The organism is Citrobacter sp. KTE151 (genome assembly GCF_000398845.1).
In the GTDB taxonomy this organism is placed as follows: Bacteria; Pseudomonadota; Gammaproteobacteria; order Enterobacterales; family Enterobacteriaceae; genus Citrobacter; species Citrobacter braakii.
On the sequence record NZ_KB976063.1, the window covers coordinates 521336 to 538704 of the forward strand.

At 51.7% G+C, this 17369-nt stretch carries 19 protein-coding genes; 6 read left to right on the forward strand and 13 right to left on the reverse strand.

Going from position 1 to position 17369, the window contains the following annotated elements; genetic code table 11:
- Positions 1 to 6 precede the first annotated feature (6 nt).
- The 6 genes from citG to citC are packed head-to-tail and all read right to left on the reverse strand — an operon-like array spanning position 7 to position 5255.
- The gene (citG, locus tag WC7_RS18895) at positions 7 to 912 is read right to left on the reverse strand and encodes a triphosphoribosyl-dephospho-CoA synthase CitG (protein ID WP_016152220.1); all 906 of its coding nucleotides are present in this window, start codon (positions 910 to 912) and stop codon (positions 7 to 9) included.
- On the reverse strand, positions 881 to 1435 hold the full coding sequence (citX, locus tag WC7_RS18890) for a citrate lyase holo-[acyl-carrier protein] synthase (RefSeq protein ID WP_016152221.1): 555 nt from the start codon (positions 1433 to 1435) through the stop codon (positions 881 to 883). Before citX ends, citG begins: the two co-directional genes overlap by 32 nt.
- A 3-nt stretch (positions 1436 to 1438) precedes the next feature.
- Positions 1439 to 2971 (reverse strand): citrate lyase subunit alpha, encoded by a 1533-nt coding sequence (gene citF, locus WC7_RS18885; protein WP_016152222.1) that lies wholly within the window; start codon positions 2969 to 2971, stop codon positions 1439 to 1441.
- Between the two features lie 9 nt (positions 2972 to 2980).
- A complete protein-coding gene (locus WC7_RS18880) occupies positions 2981 to 3889 on the reverse strand; it encodes an aldolase/citrate lyase family protein (protein ID WP_016152223.1) in 909 nt (302 codons plus the stop codon).
- The gene (gene citD, locus WC7_RS18875) at positions 3886 to 4182 is read right to left on the reverse strand and encodes a citrate lyase acyl carrier protein (protein ID WP_003831276.1); all 297 of its coding nucleotides are present in this window, start codon (positions 4180 to 4182) and stop codon (positions 3886 to 3888) included. The genes WC7_RS18880 and citD overlap by 4 nt, the downstream gene beginning before the upstream one ends.
- Entirely contained in the window at positions 4179 to 5255 is a 1077-nt protein-coding gene (gene citC / locus WC7_RS18870; protein ID WP_016152224.1) for a [citrate (pro-3S)-lyase] ligase, read from the reverse strand. Before citC ends, citD begins: the two co-directional genes overlap by 4 nt.
- Positions 5256 to 5644: 389 nt before the next feature.
- Here citC and dpiB point away from each other — a divergent pair, with 389 nt between their 5' ends.
- Positions 5645 to 7306, forward strand: coding sequence for a sensor histidine kinase DpiB (dpiB, locus tag WC7_RS18865; RefSeq protein WP_016152225.1), 1662 nt, complete (start codon positions 5645 to 5647; stop codon positions 7304 to 7306).
- Entirely contained in the window at positions 7275 to 7955 is a 681-nt protein-coding gene (gene dpiA / locus WC7_RS18860; RefSeq protein WP_016152226.1) for a two-component response regulator DpiA, read from the forward strand. The genes dpiB and dpiA overlap by 32 nt, the downstream gene beginning before the upstream one ends.
- A gap of 148 nt (positions 7956 to 8103) precedes the next feature.
- On the opposite strand, the gene dcuC is transcribed toward dpiA, so the two are convergent.
- Entirely contained in the window at positions 8104 to 9486 is a 1383-nt protein-coding gene (gene dcuC, locus WC7_RS18855; protein ID WP_016152227.1) for an anaerobic C4-dicarboxylate transporter DcuC, read from the reverse strand.
- 451 nt (positions 9487 to 9937) lie between these two features.
- On the opposite strand from dcuC, the gene pagP reads away from it, so the two are divergent.
- Both pagP and cspE read left to right on the forward strand, forming a co-directional pair.
- On the forward strand, positions 9938 to 10501 hold the full coding sequence (gene pagP / locus WC7_RS18850; RefSeq protein WP_016152228.1) for a lipid IV(A) palmitoyltransferase PagP: 564 nt from the start codon (positions 9938 to 9940) through the stop codon (positions 10499 to 10501).
- A gap of 189 nt (positions 10502 to 10690) precedes the next feature.
- Positions 10691 to 10900: a transcription antiterminator/RNA stability regulator CspE gene (gene cspE / locus WC7_RS18845; protein WP_000034825.1), complete on the forward strand. Its 210-nt coding sequence runs from the start codon at positions 10691 to 10693 to the stop codon at positions 10898 to 10900.
- A gap of 51 nt (positions 10901 to 10951) precedes the next feature.
- Here the strand turns inward: cspE and crcB are convergent, their stop codons facing one another.
- Entirely contained in the window at positions 10952 to 11335 is a 384-nt protein-coding gene (gene crcB, locus WC7_RS18840) for a fluoride efflux transporter CrcB (protein WP_003831281.1), read from the reverse strand.
- Positions 11336 to 11425: 90 nt separating this feature from the next.
- Here crcB and WC7_RS18835 point away from each other — a divergent pair, with 90 nt between their 5' ends.
- Both WC7_RS18835 and tatE read left to right on the forward strand, forming a co-directional pair.
- The gene (locus WC7_RS18835) at positions 11426 to 12214 is read left to right on the forward strand and encodes a deaminated glutathione amidase (protein ID WP_016152229.1); all 789 of its coding nucleotides are present in this window, start codon (positions 11426 to 11428) and stop codon (positions 12212 to 12214) included.
- A gap of 128 nt (positions 12215 to 12342) precedes the next feature.
- Positions 12343 to 12546, forward strand: a complete 204-nt coding sequence (tatE, locus tag WC7_RS18830) for a twin-arginine translocase subunit TatE (RefSeq protein ID WP_016152230.1) — start codon at positions 12343 to 12345, stop codon at positions 12544 to 12546.
- A 77-nt stretch (positions 12547 to 12623) separates the two neighbouring features.
- On the opposite strand, the gene lipA is transcribed toward tatE, so the two are convergent.
- The 5 genes from lipA to rlpA all read right to left on the reverse strand — a co-directional run bounded on the left by lipA (position 12624) and on the right by rlpA (position 17367).
- Positions 12624 to 13589, reverse strand: coding sequence for a lipoyl synthase (gene lipA / locus WC7_RS18825; RefSeq protein WP_003022702.1), 966 nt, complete (start codon positions 13587 to 13589; stop codon positions 12624 to 12626).
- Positions 13590 to 13795: 206 nt separating this feature from the next.
- Complete coding sequence (gene lipB / locus WC7_RS18820; RefSeq protein ID WP_016152231.1) at positions 13796 to 14437, reverse strand: lipoyl(octanoyl) transferase LipB; 642 nt, start codon at positions 14435 to 14437, stop codon at positions 13796 to 13798.
- 96 nt (positions 14438 to 14533) lie between these two features.
- On the reverse strand, positions 14534 to 14797 hold the full coding sequence (ybeD, locus tag WC7_RS18815) for a DUF493 family protein YbeD (protein ID WP_003022706.1): 264 nt from the start codon (positions 14795 to 14797) through the stop codon (positions 14534 to 14536).
- A gap of 106 nt (positions 14798 to 14903) precedes the next feature.
- The gene (gene dacA / locus WC7_RS18810) at positions 14904 to 16115 is read right to left on the reverse strand and encodes a D-alanyl-D-alanine carboxypeptidase DacA (RefSeq protein WP_003022711.1); all 1212 of its coding nucleotides are present in this window, start codon (positions 16113 to 16115) and stop codon (positions 14904 to 14906) included.
- A 142-nt stretch (positions 16116 to 16257) separates the two neighbouring features.
- Complete coding sequence (gene rlpA / locus WC7_RS18805) at positions 16258 to 17367, reverse strand: endolytic peptidoglycan transglycosylase RlpA (protein WP_016152232.1); 1110 nt, start codon at positions 17365 to 17367, stop codon at positions 16258 to 16260.
- Positions 17368 to 17369 lie beyond the last annotated feature (2 nt).

The following is a 17369-nucleotide window of genomic DNA, read 5'->3' on the forward strand; positions in this document are numbered from 1 at the left end:
GGATCTTTAATTGTGATAATGATGAACTTGTGAAATCTGAGCTAAGAACCAGGTGACGATCAGCAGATCGGCGCAGCCTCCTGGGCTGAGGTTGCGTTCAATGCACTGTTGGTCGAACTGGCGCAGGTATTCGAGATCGGCTGGGGTGCGAATCCCCCCTTGCTGCAATAGAGTTGTGGCCTGCTGCTGTAGCCAGCGCAGACCTTCTGCGCCGCCACGTGAAGCCACGTTGGTGTCGCCATTGATAGACATCAGCAGCAATAATGTGTCGAGTAGCGCCAGTTCAGGATCGCGGCCCTGAGTCAGCAGTGCGCGGTAGTGCGGCAGGGCATGCTGGATGACTAGCGGGTATCCCGCTTCGGCTTCGCCCCGTGCGCCGGTTAATCCCAGTTGTTGATAAAGACGTTGGCCAGCCGTGAGTTGTTGATTGTTCTGGCGCAGTTCGCGCTCGGTCAGGCCACGGCAAAATGTTGCTGCCGTAGAGCAAAGGGTTTCAGCGGTAACAGTTAGTTGGAGCTGGTGCAGGCGGCCAATGGCGGCACACAGCAGCCCCAGTGAAAAGATGCTCCCTTTATGGGTGTTTACCCCTTCGGTGGCGCGAAACATATCGGCTTCGCAGGCCATGCCCAGTGGGCGCAGTCCTTTCAACACATCTTCGGGCGACAGCTGTGCGCTAAACGCCCCATATTCAATAAAACGCGGCAGCCAGGCCTGAATTGCCTCAGCGCTGCGATGAAAATCTTCCAGCGCCATATCTTTATGTGCGCCGTTGTTAATACGATCCACCAGACCCGGTTTGGGCGACAGGTTGACTTCAGTCAACATGGCCCGCCACGCAAGCGTTGCGTAAGCGTCAGGCAGATCCAGAGGAAGGACTGCGTTATTGGTTGATGTTGCAGGAATCGGCATCATGCAGCAGAGCCTCCATCTGAGAGAGTAAGTCGGAAAGCGCGTGGGTTTTACCTCGCGCGCATTCGGCAGCGCTTTGCTCGCACAGCAGACAGCGGCGGGCAGGGAGTGCGAAATGACGCCGGGACAGAATTTCCCCTTCAGGGGTCAGGACATCGATGTCCCATAACCGTCCCAGCGGATGTGAATGCTCAAGTTCAATCGTGGCGAGCTTGAGATCGTGGGCCGGGGCCTCAATAGACAAAAGACCTTCCGGACCGCTGGCAGAAACCAGCGCCGTTTGCTCCCTGATAATCCAGGTGGATTTTTCCGCCAGCGCGAGCAGGGCGGTGACGCCGTGATTAAAGATGCGACGGGTTAATGCGCTGTCTTTAATCGGGCCCGGTGCGACCACGGTAAACGAGACCAGTGGCGCGTGATGACGCGTCAGCCAGGCATGTTGCCTTGCTTGTCTCTCATCCCGGCTGGCGAGCAGCTCGGGAATCGAAACCGCGTGTTGGGGGGCGTGTTCAGGGAGCAGGCGCATGGCTTATTCCTTCACCTGATGCACAACGTCAATCACCGAGCCATCGCGGTAACGCACAACGGCAATCACGCGGTCGGTGAATTCGATAGCGCGTGGCTGACCGGTGAGCTGCTGTGCACGTTCGCGCAGCCATTCAATGGACACCACTTTCATACCGGCTTCTTTCAGACGTTCAGCCAGTTCCGGACGCGCAGGGTTAACGGCGATACCGTGGTCAGTGACCAGGATGTCTACGCTGGAGCCTGGGGTTACGCAGGTCAGGACGTTATCAACCAGCGTCGGGATGCGTCCGCGAACCAGCGGAGCGACAATGATGGAAAGCGCAGCGGCAACCGCAGTATCGCAGTGACCGCCGGATGCGCCGCGCAGTACGCCGTCAGAACCGGTCAGTACGTTAACGTTGAAGCTGGTATCAACTTCCAGCGCACTCAGCACCACGACGTCCAGACGATCGACGGAGGCGCCTTTTGAGCCCCAGTTGGCATACTGGTTGGCACTGATCTCAATGTGGTTTGGATTGCGGGCCAGCGACTCAGCCGCGTTACGGTCAAAGCTCTGTACGTCCAGCAGTTTGCGAATCAGGCCTTTTTCGTGCAGGTCAACGATGGTAGCGGTGATGCCGCCCAGCGCGAAGTCAGCACGGATATCGCGGCTGCGCATCTTGTCTTCCAGGAAACGAGTAACGGCCAGAGAAGCGCCGCCGGTTCCTGTCTGCAGTGAGAAGCCTTCATTAAAGTAACCGGAGTTAGCAATGACGTCTGCCGCGCTACGGGCGATTAACAGTTCTCGCGGGTTGGTGGTCATGCGTGTCGCATCAGCACCGATTTTGTCCGCATCGCCGACCTGATCGATCTGTACAATCAGATCCACCTGATCCTGCGTAATGCTGGCCGGGTTATGCGGATAGGTCAGCAGCTGTTCAGTCAGCAGGACAACCTGTTTTGCATTTTCGGCATCGACGCGGGCATAGCCCAGTGAACCACAGCACGCTTTACCGGTATAGCCGTTAGCGTTACCAAACTGGTCGCAGGACGGTACGCCGAGGAACGCCACATCAATGCTGAGTTCGCCACTTTGCACCAGGTGTACACGGCCGCCGTGGGAGTGGACCTGCACAGGCTCGGCCAGCAGGCCACGGGAGATCTCTTCCGCCAGCGGACCACGCAGCCCGGAGGTGTAAATACGGCTGACCACGCCCTGACGGATGTGCTCAACCAGCGGAGCATGGCAGTCGCTCAGGGAGCTGGAGGCCAGCGTCAGATTTTTAAAGCCCATTCTGGCGATGGCGTCCATCACCAGGTTAATCGTCAGATCGCCACCGCGAAAAGCGTGGTGGAAAGAGATGGTCATGCCATCCTGTAAACCTGAACGACGAATGGCGTCTTCCAGGTTAGCGCACAGCTTTTTGTCGCGCGGTTTTTGCGCCTGTAATTCTACTTTTGCGGTGCTCTGATAAGCGGAAAGCTCACTTTCTGCATGACGGCTCCAGGTCGCCACGCGATCCTGGCGTTGAGACTGTTCGATTTTCTGCGTCATTTTTTTGCCTTATTCTTCGCGAATGCCGGAAAGTTCTGCACGGGAGATAACCAGAAGGGCGCGCTCGATAACCGGGCTGTCGACCATTTTTCCGTTCAGGGAAACTACGCCACGGCCTTCGCGAGCGGCGGCTTCAGCGGCTTCCACGACCAGGCGCGCGTGAGCCAGCTCTTTGCGTGTCGGCGCGTACAGGTTGTGCAGGAGCTCGATCTGGCGCGGGTTAATGAGCGACTTACCGTCGAAACCCAGTTGCTTGATGTGTGCGGCTTCATGCAGGAAACCCGCTTCGTTGTTGGCATCGGAATAAACGGTGTCGAACGCCTGAATGCCGGCAGAGCGTGCCGCCTGCAAAATAGAGCAGCGGGCAAACAGCAGTTCAGTCCCTTCCGGAGAGCGCTCAGTGCGCAGGTTACGCACGTAATCTTCCGCACCCAGTGCAATACCGATCAGGCGCTCGGAAGCGTGGGCAATTTCTACCGCGCGGGTAATGCCTAACGGCGATTCGATGGCGGCTAACAGACCGGTACTGCCGGGCTCACGGCCACAAGCTTTCTCGATACGCAGGATTTCGCTTTCGATGTCGATGACATCCTGCGCGGTATCGGTCTTCGGTAAACGCACGATGTCAGCGCCGCCGCGTACCACGGCTTCGAGATCGTTAATGCCCCATTCGGAGTCGAGGGCGTTTACGCGCACGATAGTTTCAACGTCGTGATACAGCGGATGCTGCAGCGCGTGGTACACCATACGGCGAGCTGTATCTTTCTCGCGCAGCGCGACGGAGTCTTCCAGGTCGAACATCAGCGCATCTGCCGGATAGATGAACGAGTTGCTGACCATGGCGGCATTGGCGCCCGGTACGAACAGCATGCTGCGGCGGGTACGGGGTTTACGTTGCTGCAAAGATTCACTAATCACTGGCAATCCTCCCATGGCAGTGCAGGAATACCGCCAGCGCGGGCCAGTAGTGCTTCCAGTCGCGCACGTAAAATGCAGTCCAGTGCGCCTTTATCATCAACATTTAATTGCACGCCGCGTACGTTGTAGCGGGACAGAACGTCCAGAATGGTGGCCCGGATGGCATCACCGAACTGCTTTTCGACGCTACTGTTAACCTGCAGGTCAATATCCTGCGAATCGAGTGGGGCGATGCGAATCATCACATCACCGGACTCGAGTGTGCCTGCGACGGCTGCCTGGTTTATTTTCATTTTTCACCTGTTGCTAATGCGGGGGTATTTTGGCGGACTGCCGCACCCGATGAGGCTCGCTCAACCATGCTTTGCAGATAGTGCAGCGTGGCGTCAGGGACCAGGGATGCGATAGCCGTGAGATCTTTTTTAACCAGCAGCTTGCGCACCCAGGAGGCAGAAATCGGCATCTCCTGGAAGCACAGCCGCTCAATTTCCACCAGTTCAATCGGTGGGGCGGGAAGCGTTGGGGTCTCCAGCCAGTAGCGCATATCGTTGTTGTACTGGGAGGTGACGGTGCAATACGGCTCGGTACCGACGAAGCGGTGCGTGACGCCGAGAGCCGGGGCCAGATACTGGCGGAAGATTTTCAGGTCTATTTCGGTATAGCAGTGGTTAATAACGCTCTGCTCTTTGATGAAGTAGCACGGGAATGTTGCGCGGGAAATGATGTATTCCGAACCGCGATGAACGGTTAAACGTGGAATGTCTTTTGTCCCTTTAAGCACCAGATCCAGTCGGTCTTCATACGGAAAACGCGAGGTATCTTCTTTCACCAAAAACAGATGCAGCCAGTCACATTGCGCGGCTGCTTGTTGGATCAGAAAACGATGTCCGTTGGTGAAGGGGTTGGCGTTCATGACGATACAACCAATTTTTTTCCCTTCATGGCGCTGTTTCGCCAGTGATTCAGCGTAGCGTTTCAGACGTGTGGTGCTGTTTTCCATCAGCACCATAATGCCGGGAACGCTGGTTAGCGTAGAAAAACCGCACTGCTTAAACAGCGACTCGTACTCGGTTTTGGTATAGATGAAGAGGTGCGTACAGTGGCGCTCATAGGCGAGGTTGATTAACTCGGTCGCCAGCGTCAGCGCTAAGCCTTCACCCCTTACGGATTCGCAGATGGCGACGCACTTTATGATATTGCCGGCAATGCCGCCGCAGGCAATCAGGCGGTCATCACGGGTGACGGTGATAAATACTTCGACAGTTGTATCAACGCTCAAATCATTCTCTTTCAGAAATTGCGCGATAGCCGCCATCTTTTTATTTTCTGAGCGTTTAACTTGCGTGAATATATTATTACCGAACATAGTGAATAGAGCCCCGATGCTATATTTGTTACTGGGTTTCTGTTTTTGTTGCTCCGTTTAGCAACCTGATAACTTTTTGTTTGCAATTGAAGGGAATATTTTTTTATTACGGAGTATTTCTTTTTTTCCCTGCTGCATACATCGTAAGGAGTATTTTGGAGGTAATTTTTGATTTATTTCACAATAAGTTAGAAGGTTTTAATGTGTTTTATGGTTTTAAGTTTTTTAATTAATTTAACTCCGAAATAGCGTGTGGTTTTAATTTGTTTAATTGATTTAAGGTGGGGAATCTGCAACGATCCTGTTTTATACCGCGACTTGCAAATAAAACATTTTTATTACAACTACAATGAGAAATAAGTTTCGGGTAACGTCGCTGAGGAAGAAATATGGCAGAGCAGAAAAATAAAACACGGTTTCCTTTTTTTCGCAGTCTGGCGTTTCCATTGCGTATCTTTCTGCTTATTTTGGTCGTTTCTGTTTTTATTATCGCCGCGTTAGCACAATACTTTACCGCCAGTTTTGAAGATTATCTGGCAACGCATGTCCGCGATATGGCGATGAACCAGGCCAAAATCATCGCCTCTAACGACAGTATCATCGCGGCGGTGAAGCATCGTGATTACAAGCGTCTGGCGACCATTGCCGACAAACTGCAGAGCGGGACTGACTTCGACTATGTGGTGATCGGGGATACCAACTCTGTCCGCCTTTACCACCCAAATCCGGAAAAAATTGGCTACCCGATGCAGTTCACCAAACCCGGCGCGCTGGAAAGAGGGGAAAGTTACTTTATTACCGGCAAAGGGTCGATTGGGATGGCGATGCGCGCCAAAACGCCCATCTTTGATGACGATGGCAAAATCATTGGCGTGGTCTCAATTGGCTATCTGATCAGTAAAATCGATAGCTGGCGATCGGACTTTTTACTCCCAATGGCAGGGGTGTTTATCCTGCTGTTGCTGGTACTTATGCTGCTCTCCTGGTTATTTGCCGCCCATATTCGCCGACAGATGTTGGGGATGGAGCCTAAGCAAATTGCGCGGGTAGTGCGTCAGCAGGAAGCGCTATTCAGCTCGGTATATGAAGGTTTGATCGCCGTGGACCCTGATGGGTATATCACCGCAATAAACCGCAGCGCGAGGAAAATGCTGGGGCTGTCTTCGCCTGGACGAAAGTGGCTTGGAAAACCGGTTAGTGAGGTGGTTCAGCCGACTGACTTTTTCACCCAGCAGATTGCGGAAAAACGACAGGACGCGATGGTGAACTTTAATGGCCTGAGCGTTATCGCTAACCGTGAGGCGATTCGCTCCGGCGATGAACTGCTTGGGGCAATCATCAGTTTTCGTAGTAAAGATGAAATTGCTACTCTTAATGCGCAATTAACGCAGATCAAACAGTATGTAGAGAGCCTGAGAACGCTGCGTCATGAACACCTTAACTGGATGTCGACCATTAATGGCCTGCTGCAAATGAAAGAGTATGACCGGGTGCTGGCAATGGTGCAGGGGGAATCGCAGGCGCAACAGCAACTGATTGACAGCCTGCGCGGCGCGTTTGCCGATCGTCAGGTAGCCGGTCTGTTGTTTGGCAAGGTGCAGCGTGCGCGTGAACTGGGCCTCACTATGACTATCGTTCCTGGCAGTCAACTGCATCAACTCCCCGAGGGGCTGGATAGCACAGAGTTTGCAGCAATTGTTGGCAATCTGCTTGATAATGCATTTGAAGCGAGCTTGCGCACCCAGCAAGGCAACAAGATCGTCGAACTCTATTTGAGCGATGAAGGGGATGACGTGATCATCGAAGTTGCCGATCAGGGATGCGGTGTACCGGAAGCATTGTGTGAAAAAATATTTGAACAGGGTGTGAGCACCCGTACCGATGAACCAGGTGAACATGGCATCGGTTTGTATCTGATTGCAAGTTATGTGAGGCGCTGTAACGGGGTGATTACACTCGAAGATAACTCCCCCTGCGGCACCTTATTTTCTTTATTTCTTCCGAAAGTGAAAAAAAATAATGACGGAACCATTAACGCTATTGATCGTTGAGGATGAAACGCTACTGGCGGAAATGCATGCTGAATATATCCGCCATATACCCGGCTTCAGCCAGATTTGGCTGGCGGGTAATCTTGCGCAAGCGAGGATGATGATTGAGCGTTTTAAGCCCGGTTTGATTCTGCTCGATAACTACTTGCCGGACGGCAAGGGAATTACGTTGTTGCATGAGCTAACCCAGACGCGTTATCCGGGCGGCGTGGTGTTTACCACGGCGGCCAGCGACATGGAAACGGTCTCAGAGGCCGTGCGCAGCGGCGCGTTTGATTATCTGGTTAAACCCATTGCCTACGAGCGCCTGGGACAGACGCTGACGCGTTATCAACAGCGCAGACGCATGTTGGCCGGTAATGACAGCGCCAGTCAAAAGCAGATTGATGAAATGTTTAATGCTTATGCGCGCGGCGAACCGAAAGGCGATTTGCCGACCGGAATTGATGCGTTAACGCTGAATGCGGTGTTGAAATTATTTGCCGATCCGACGGTACATCATACTGCGGAAACGATCGCTCAGGCGCTCACTATCAGCCGTACCACCTCCAGGCGCTACCTGGAGTACTGTGCCAGCCGTCATTTGATTATTGCGGAGATTATTCACGGTAAGGTGGGGAGGCCGCAGCGTATTTATCACGGCGGCTAATTCACGTCATCCTTGAAGCTGCCTCTTTGTGGGCTGCGTGAAGAAACCCCAGTCACATAATTATCTATGTACTGGGGATGTCTTCACTTGCCGCTTTGATGCAGCTTAAATGATTTTGCGTATCAAGGTCAGATACTGACAGTTATCGTTAACCGCCGATCAGGGCGGACGTCGCCGGCACCATCACTTCAGTTGCGATAATCACAACCAGCAGTCCAACCAGTACCGGAACCGAGGTACGTTTCACTACTTCGAACGGAGAGATCTTTGCCATCCCTGCGACAGCGACAACCACACCGGAGACCGGAGAGATTGTGCGTCCAAGGTTTGATGCCTGCAGCATCGGGATAGCAAGGTAAGCCGGGTTAATGCCAGAAGAGTGCGCCAGTTTCGGGATCATCTCAACGAAGGCATAGAACGGTGCGTTACCGGACCCCGTGGTCATTGCCGCCAGCATAGTCAGGATCACCAGTACCAGCATCAGAATAATGCTCGCGGAGCCAAACGAGGTGGCGATAGAAATCAGACTCTGAATAAAGCCGATTGTGCTCAGACCCTGGGCAAAAACGCCCGCCGCGACTAACAGCATCACCACGTTAGCAAAGGCATCCGCCATACCACGGTAGGCGACTTCCAGACCCGAGAAAACCTTCTGGGTGTTGAATCCTCGTACGAACTCCAGTACAGCAGCGATGAGCATGCACAGCACCAGAATCGTAATGATATGCAGCTGTGGGCCCCATTTTCCATCGAAAATCAGGACGCCAACGATCGGGGTAAATGGCAAGATGGCGTAAAACGACGGGGCGGTAGTGGTAATTTCAGCCACATCTAACATTTCATGAGAAATGTTCTCTTTTTTATCCAGATAACGCTGCCAGAAAAAGTGGGCAATCGCCATAGCAATGATGGCGGCAATGGAAATTGGCAGCGTGGTTTTAAACGCGAAATCGATCAGCGGCATTTCCGCGGCTTTTGCAGCCAGCACTACATCACCGGATGTTGGCGAAAGAATAATAGCGGCTGGGGAGGCGCAAATGGCCGCTGCGGCGCCACGGCTAATCCCAACGTTAACCATGACCGGGAACAATGTCGCCATCAGCAATACGCCCAGACCGGTTGCTGAAGAGACCGCCAGGGACATCAGGCAGGCGACAAAATAGGCGGCAATCATAAGCAGATAAGGTGAATTGATATACTGCAGCGGCTTAGAGGCCAGCTTAACCACCATATCATTCGCGCCAATATGCGTCATGTAGGCGGCAAAACCACACAGCATCATAATCATCATGCCGAGATCGCCGCCACGGCTCATCAGCAAAATTTTAATATATTCAACAATGTCTGTTGCCGTATAGCCCGTCGTTGCCGCGCTAGACGGCAAAACTTTATGGCCCATCAACGCACTGATAATCAGCAAAACCAGACCGCCGACAAACAGTACGCCTGTCGCGGAATAACCTTTAATGATGTAGCGCGCTACACCCACAATAACCACAACTCCAATAAGGAGTTCAATAAATGTCAACATTGTTTCCCCTGTCGCATTGCTGCCCAGAAAGTTAAAAAACTAAAAAAAGTAAAAAGTGGTGACAGAATGTGCCTAATAAACCGATAACTCTTGCTGATTGAAATCAATAAAAATACGGATTCAAGCGATGGCTAAGCCGTTTTTTCAGCATCGCGATTAAAAAAAGAATATCACAATAAAAAACTGTGAAGCGCAGCGTTGGTGTGTGTTTTTTGTGGTGATATTGATGCTTTATTGTTAATTTATTGTGGTGTTATTTAACTCTCGCCGCAGGAAAGCACAATTTATTGGCAATAAAGAGAAAATAGTTCCTATGAAATGGCTCAGTAAATAAAGGGATAACTTATAGGCTGAGGAATATTCTGATTTTTTATTTGCGCATTTTTGTTAAGCTGACATTAAGGTTGGGTTTGCTAAAATTAATAATAAATCCCAGGATGGTAATTAAGTTGTGATTTTCGCTAAACGATATTTTCTCATTTTTTCATTTATTTTTATTCAGTTAGCTTTCACCACCCAGGTGGCTGCTGAAGATAAAGGCTGGTTTGCTACTTTTAAAGATAATGTCAGTGAAACCTGGCAGCAGCCGGAACATTATGATCTGTATGTACCTGCTATTACCTGGCATGCGCGTTTTGCCTACGATAAAGAAAAAACGGATCGCTACAATGAACGGCCGTGGGGTGCAGGATTTGGTCAATCCCGTTGGGATGATAAAGGTAACTGGCACGGACTTTATATCATGGCGTTTAAGGATTCCTACAATAAATGGGAACCCATTGGCGGCTATGGCTGGGAAAAAACCTGGCGACCGCTGGCTGATGAAAACTTCCATACAGGTCTCGGCTTTACCGCCGGTTTCACCGCGCGTGATAACTGGAACTACATTCCGGTACCGGTGCTGTTACCGCTGGCATCAATTGGTTATGGTCCGGCAACGTTTCAGATGACCTACATTCCTGGAACGTATAATAACGGCAACGTCTACTTTGCGTGGATGCGGTTCCAGTTTTGATGGACTACCTGTATTGTCAGGTGGTTTATTGGAAAGTCTTTTAAAAACATAGTGATAGGAAGTTTAACTGAAAAATAACGCGACATTTATCACTTTTTGATAAAGTTCGACTGGACAAAGTGCACCACAATTGTTGTACTGATACCCGACACAGCATTTGTGTCTATTTTTCATGTAAAGGTAATTTTGATGTCTAAGATTAAAGGTAACGTTAAGTGGTTTAATGAGTCCAAAGGATTCGGTTTCATTACTCCGGAAGATGGCAGCAAAGATGTGTTCGTACACTTCTCTGCAATCCAGACCAATGGTTTTAAAACTCTGGCTGAAGGTCAGCGTGTAGAGTTCGAAATCACTAACGGTGCCAAAGGCCCTTCTGCTGCAAACGTAATCGCTCTGTAAGCATACGACAGCAAGCATTCAAAACCCGCTTAATTGCGGGTTTTTTTCGCTTCAATGTGCGGGAGAAGCAGATACCAACCAGAATGCCAGGGCGGTCATCGCGAATGATCCCAACAGATTAACCAGTACATTCACCATAGCCCAACCAAAGCGTCCTTCCTGCAGTAAAAACACTACCTCAGCAGAGAAAGTGGAAAACGTTGTCAGTCCCCCGCAAAAGCCAGTAGTAATCAGCACCTTCCACATTGGGTCAATATTTGTCATGCGATTAAACCATGCCAGACCCATACCAATGATAAATGCGCCAAGTAAGTTTGCAGCCAGCGTACCGAATGGAATGGCCTGATGCAGCGGGTTAAACCGCATACTCAACATCCATCTTGCTACGCTACCTGTACCACCACCGATAAAAACCGCTAAAAGGAGTTGTAACACTGCGTAATCCTGCTATTTGATTGTATAGAGGGTGAGTGTAACGCTGAATAATTGTTGTTGGCGAGCTTAACAAAGTTTTCTGGAGGGAATATGTTCGTTGCAGCAGGGCAATTTGCCGTGGGACCTTCATGGGAAAAAAATGCAGAAACCTGCGCCTTACTGATGTCTCAGGCTGCAGAAGAGGGGGCGTCGCTACTGGTATTACCGGAGGCATTGCTGGCGCGTGACGATTTTGACCCTGACTTGTCAGTGAAATCAGCTCAGCTTTTGGAAGGTGGGTTTCTGACGCGTTTGTTGCGAGAAAGCGCACAAAATGAGATGACGACAATCCTGACGATTCATGTTCCCTCTGTGCCAGGCCGGGCATTTAACATGCTGGTGGCGCTACGGGCTGGTCGGGTAGTGGCCCATTACGCTAAATTACATCTCTATGACGCCTTTTCGATTCAGGAGTCACGTAATGTCGATGCAGGGGACGCCATAGCGCCGCTGCTGGACGTAGGCGGATTAAAAGTAGGGCTAATGACCTGCTATGACCTGCGCTTCCCTGAGCTGGCGCTGGCGCACGCGTTGCAGGGGGCTGAGATTCTCGTTTTACCTGCGGCTTGGGTGCGGGGATCGTTAAAAGAGCATCATTGGGCCACGCTTTTGGCGGCAAGAGCGCTGGATGCCACGTGTTATCTGGTTGCGGCTGGAGAATGCGGTAACAAGAATATCGGCCAAAGCCGGGTCATCGATCCCTTTGGCGTGACTATTGCGGCGGCGGCTGAAACGCCCGCGCTCATTATGGCCGAGGTTTCCGCCGAGCGGGTGAGGCAGGTCAGGGCACAACTTCCGGTGTTAAGTAACCGACGCTTTGCGCCACCGCAATTATTATGACGTTTTTTTAAACAAGGCTTGATTCACCTTGTTACAGATTGCTATTGTGTGCGCGCGTCGAAAGGCCGTTAATATTCTCAGGTTAATATGGCGCTTTATGTAGCCTGGTTTAAGTCAAGAAGGTATCTATGGGTGAGATTAGTATTACCAAACTGCTGGTGGTTGCCGCACTGGTTGTTCTGCTGTTTGGTACCAAGAAGTTACGTACTCTGGGTGGAGACCTGGGGACGGCAATCAAGGGCTTCAAGAAAGCAATGAACGACGATAATGCCGATGCCAAGAAAGAGGCTGATGGTAGCGTTCAGGCTGAGAAGCTTTCTCATAAAGAGTAATACTGCAAACTCTGCATGAAAAAAAACCGGCGATTTGCCGGTTTTTTATTGCTGATATGTAAGTGAGTATTACACGATTACTTCACTTCCAGCCCTTTGGCCTGCATGTCAGCATGGTATGAAGAGCGCACGAATGGACCGCAAGCAGCGTGGGTAAAGCCCATAGCCATGGCTTCTGCTTTCATCTCATCGAACTCATCCGGGCTTACATAGCGTTGAACCGGGAGGTGATGGCGGCTTGGCTGTAAATACTGCCCCAGCGTCAGCATGGTCACGCCATGGCTGCGCAGGTCGCGCATGACCTCAATGATTTCAGCATTAGTTTCACCCAGACCCACCATCAGACCCGATTTTGTCGGAATCTCCGGGTGCGCTTCCTTGAAGCGTTCCAGAAGCTTCAGCGACCAGTTGTAGTCAGCCCCAGGGCGTACATTACGATAAATACGCGGTACGTTTTCGAGGTTGTGGTTAAACACGTCCGGCGGCGTGGCTGTGAGGATATCCAGCGCGCGATCCATACGACCACGGAAGTCAGGCACCAGCGTTTCGATTTTAATCGACGGGCTTTTCTCACGAATCGCGGTGATGCAGTCAGCAAAGTGCTGAGCGCCACCGTCACGCAGATCGTCGCGGTCAACGGAGGTAATCACGACATAGCGCAGCGCCATGTCCGCAATCGTCTGAGCCAGTTTTAACGGCTCGTTGGCGTCAGGAGCAACCGGACGGCCATGGGCAACGTCACAGAATGGGCAACGGCGAGTACAAATTGCGCCGAGGATCATAAAGGTTGCTGTTCCGTGATTGAAACATTCAGCCAGGTTAGGGCAGGAAGCTTCTTCGCAGACAGAGTGCAGGCCATTTTTGCGCATTGCCGCTTTGATGCCCTGGATGCGAGTGGAGTCCGCTGGCAGTTTTATTTTCATCCATTCCGGTTTACGCAGCAGGGCTTCACGCTCTGTTGCCACATTTTTTACCGGGATAAGAGCCATCTTATCGGCATCGCGGTATTTAACACCGCGTTCCATCACAATGGGTTTACTCATAGCTTGCGTGTTCCAGTTGCGAATTACGAAGGAAAGCGTTTCAATTCAAGGGAATGTTGCATTTATCAACTATTTTTGAATTAGTGATACGCAGTATATCATTGAAACGGGCCAGAAAGCAGCCTGACAGGCTGGCAAAATGTAAAATAGTTGTTGTTTTGTGCCATTTGCCACAACATATGCCGTGGCAAAGTATGACCGTATTTTCAGTCCGCGATGTACTCGTGCGGTGGGTTACCCAACAGCGCGAAGATGTTGGCCAGCAGGCGGGGGCGAATGCTCTCGGTCGTGGCTGTGCTATCCCACTGCGATACTTTCGCCATCTCCATCCCGGCATAACCGCAAGGATTGATACGCAGGAAAGGCGACAAGTCCATATCCACGTTGAGCGCTAAGCCGTGAAATGAACATCCTTTACGGATACGTAATCCCAAAGAGCAGATTTTCTTCTCACCCACGTATACGCCAGGCGCATCGGCTCGCGGGTGGGCATCAATGCCGATTTCCGCAAGGGTATTCACGACGGTTTGCTCCAGCAACGTAACCAGTTCGCGCACGCCAAGTTTACGACGCTTCAGGTTCAACAGCACATACATAACCTGTTGGCCTGGCCCGTGGTAGGTCACCTGACCGCCACGATCGCTCTGGATCACCGGAATATCTCCCGGCATCAATACGTGCTCAGCTTTACCTGCCTGACCTTGGGTAAAGACAGGATAATGCTCTACCAGCCAGATTTCATCATGACTGTTTTCATCACGGGTATCGGTAAATTCATGCATGGCCAGAGAGACTGGCTCGTAAGGTTGAAGACCGAGCTGGCGGACCAGAATTTTATCCTGATACAAAACGGCATCTCCGTAGAGAATGTTAAAGAGGGGAAAAGTATATCACAGGGGGGAGGGGTTACCCGAGCGGGGATGCAGCGGGTAACCGACAGGTTTTTACAGCACCATGCGTACGATATCGATATTGCCTAATTCTTCGTACAGCGTTTCAACCTGCTCAATGTGTGTAGCAGTGATGGTGATTGAGACCGAGTGGTAGTTGCCTTTGCTGCTCGGTTTTACCGTCGGAGAGTAATCACCTGGCGCATGGCGCTGTACCACTTCAACCACCTGATCAACCAGCTCAGGCAACGCCTGCCCCATTACTTTGTAAGTAAATGGAGTAGGGAATTCAAGCAGTTCGTTAAGTTTGGTTTTCATGTCAGCTCCGGCGTTACATCAAAAAATAATAACTCCCACTGCGCGTGGGAGTTATCTGGATACCTAGTATATGGGGACGTAAATCACACTTTCAAGTGTTCGATTTTTAGCCAAACCAGTGATGGAACATTAATTTAATGTAATCAATGATTTTCCCAAAGAAGTTGCCTTCAGGGATTTCCTGCAGCACCACCAGCGGGCGCTGTTCAATGGTTTTGCCATCCAACTGGAAGTTGATAGTGCCGACAACCTGGTTTTTCTGCAGCGGGGCGTGCAGTTCAGTGGTGTTCAACACATAGCTGGCTTTCAGGTCTTTCATGCGGCCGCGCGGAATGGTCAGGTAGACGTCTTTATCAACGCCTAACGACGCACGATCGGTGTTACCAAACCAGGCGGGTTCTGAGGCAAATTCTTTACCCACTTTCAACGGGTTCACGGTTTCGAAGAAACGGAAGCCCCAAGTCAGCAGTTTTTTACTTTCGGTTTCTCGGCCTTTATAGGTGCGACCACCCATAACGGCGGAGATCAGACGCATCTGGCCTTCGGTTGCGGATGCAACGAGGTTATAGCCAGCCTTATCGGTGTGACCGGTTTTGATACCGTCGACATTCAGGCTGTTATCCCACAGCAGGCCGTTGCGGTTTAACTGACGAATGCCGTTAAAGGTGAACTCTTTTTCTTTATAGATAGAGTATTCGTTAGGCACGTCGCGAATCAGAGCCTGACCAATCATCGCCATGTCGCGAGCCGAGCTGTACTGACCGTCAGCATCGAGACCATGAACGGTCTGGAAGTGGGTGTTTTTCAGGCCCAGCGCATTCACATAGCTGTTCATCAGGCCGACGAAAGCATCCTGGCTACCGGCTGCGAAGTCTGCCATCGCCACGCACGCGTCGTTTCCGGATTGCAGGTTAATACCACGGATCAGCTGAGAAACAGGAACCTGCATGCCTGGCTTGAGGAACATCAGCGATGAACCTTTGAAGACCGGGTTGCCCGTAGCCCATGCGTCATTGCCGACGGTGACCAGATCGGTTTCTTTGAATTTCCCGGCTTTCATCGCCTGGCCGATGACGTAGCTGGTCATCATTTTGGTCAGACTGGCGGGGTCGCGGCGAGTGTCTGCGTTCTGTTCTGCCAGAACTTTACCTGAATTGTAATCAATCAGGATATACGACTCCGCATCGATCTGCGGAACACCCGGGATCATGGTTTTAATATTCAGGTCATCGGCATGGGCAGCAGAGAGAGAGGCTGCGCAGAGAGCCGCGGTGAGCGCCATACGCTGCACGAAACGAGCGGAAAAAGTGGTCTTCATGGTCTGAACTACGACGTCCGTGATGAAATTAAAAAAAGTGCCCTACTATAGCAAATGCATAACTGGCAGGCATCTGACTTTCCGCGTGACTTTGTTAATGTCATTTACAGAAACTGACAGTTCAGATACCTGATTTACGTTATTACACGCCGGTGATGAAGGACTGTAATTGCGCCTCGGATTGAAGACGCTGCTGCAATGTGGAGGCTTCAGCTTTGCTGGCAAACGGCCCCATCTGGATACGCCAGACTGCGCCGTTTTGTACCACCCGGCCAGGAACGCCAAACTGCTGGCTTAAACGCTTTTGATACTGCTGCGCGCGCGACTGCTCGCTGACTGCGCCAACCTGAACCACATAGCGTCCGTTGGCAGTTGCCGCAGGCGCAGGGGCTGTGACGGCTGCTGGTGTTGTTGCCGGCGCGGTTGACGTGACCGGTGCGGTGGTTGTCGATTGCGGCACCGGAGTCGGCTCGCTGCTTTCCAGCACGCCTGATGCGAGCGTGGTTGGCGCACCGAGGAATCCACTGCTGTTTACTGGCGCACCGGTTGGATCATCGCTTTTCAGCGTGGAATTGCTGATCGGACGAATATCGCCTTGCGGCTGACCTGCATCCGATGGCGAAGGCATGCTTCCCATATTGCCGCCACCGCTTAAATCAGGACGCGCAGGCAAGGCATAAGTTTGTTTCGCGACCGTGGTACAAGCCATACCCGGTCCGGACAATGAACCATCCTGGGCGACGATGATTGGGTCGATACGCACTTTAGTGTTGTTGGAGGTGTTCAGACGATCGGCTGCGGCGCGCGAAAGTGAAATCACGCGATCGTTGCCATAAGGCCCGCGATCGTTAATGCGCACGACGATCATCCTGCCGTTCGCCAGATTGGTAATTCTGGCATAGCTGGGGACTGGCAGCGTCGGATGCGCAGCGGTCAGCTGCATCGGATCGAACGCTTCGCCAGACGCGGTTAAGTTGCTTCCTGGTTCCGCATCATAGATAGCGGCAAGACCGGCCTGGCTAAAGCGGGAGGGATCCTGCACGATTTTGTAGCTTTTACCATCACGCTGGTAGTCCTGATTCGCCGTTGGGTTCAGGGGTTCAAAGCGCGGATCGGCCCCGCTGATTTCAACAATCGGACCATTACACACCGCAGGCTGCGGCGCGACAGCAACCTGTTGCTGACCATCATCACTCGAACACGCCGCGAGCATTCCTGCTGCGATGCAGATACCAAGCCACTGCTTACGCATTG

Bases quoted from the DNA above. Each gene is read 5' to 3' on its own strand.
- tatE (WP_016152230.1), top strand. From the start codon at position 12,343: ATGGGTGAGATTAGTATTACCAAACTGCTGGTGGTTGCCGCACTGGTT.
- citD (WP_003831276.1), bottom strand. From the start codon at position 4,182: ATGAAAATAAACCAGGCAGCCGTCGCAGGCACACTCGAGTCCGGTGAT.
- dpiA (WP_016152226.1), top strand. From the start codon at position 7,275: ATGACGGAACCATTAACGCTATTGATCGTTGAGGATGAAACGCTACTG.
- dcuC (WP_016152227.1), bottom strand. From the start codon at position 9,486: ATGTTGACATTTATTGAACTCCTTATTGGAGTTGTGGTTATTGTGGGT.
- citG (WP_016152220.1), bottom strand. From the start codon at position 912: ATGATGCCGATTCCTGCAACATCAACCAATAACGCAGTCCTTCCTCTG.
- WC7_RS18835 (WP_016152229.1), top strand. From the start codon at position 11,426: ATGTTCGTTGCAGCAGGGCAATTTGCCGTGGGACCTTCATGGGAAAAA.
- cspE (WP_000034825.1), top strand. From the start codon at position 10,691: ATGTCTAAGATTAAAGGTAACGTTAAGTGGTTTAATGAGTCCAAAGGA.
- dpiB (WP_016152225.1), top strand. From the start codon at position 5,645: ATGGCAGAGCAGAAAAATAAAACACGGTTTCCTTTTTTTCGCAGTCTG.
- citC (WP_016152224.1), bottom strand. From the start codon at position 5,255: ATGTTCGGTAATAATATATTCACGCAAGTTAAACGCTCAGAAAATAAA.
- citX (WP_016152221.1), bottom strand. From the start codon at position 1,435: ATGCGCCTGCTCCCTGAACACGCCCCCCAACACGCGGTTTCGATTCCC.
- citF (WP_016152222.1), bottom strand. From the start codon at position 2,971: ATGACGCAGAAAATCGAACAGTCTCAACGCCAGGATCGCGTGGCGACC.
- lipA (WP_003022702.1), bottom strand. From the start codon at position 13,589: ATGAGTAAACCCATTGTGATGGAACGCGGTGTTAAATACCGCGATGCC.
- dacA (WP_003022711.1), bottom strand. From the start codon at position 16,115: ATGAAGACCACTTTTTCCGCTCGTTTCGTGCAGCGTATGGCGCTCACC.
- ybeD (WP_003022706.1), bottom strand. From the start codon at position 14,797: ATGAAAACCAAACTTAACGAACTGCTTGAATTCCCTACTCCATTTACT.
- rlpA (WP_016152232.1), bottom strand. From the start codon at position 17,367: ATGCGTAAGCAGTGGCTTGGTATCTGCATCGCAGCAGGAATGCTCGCG.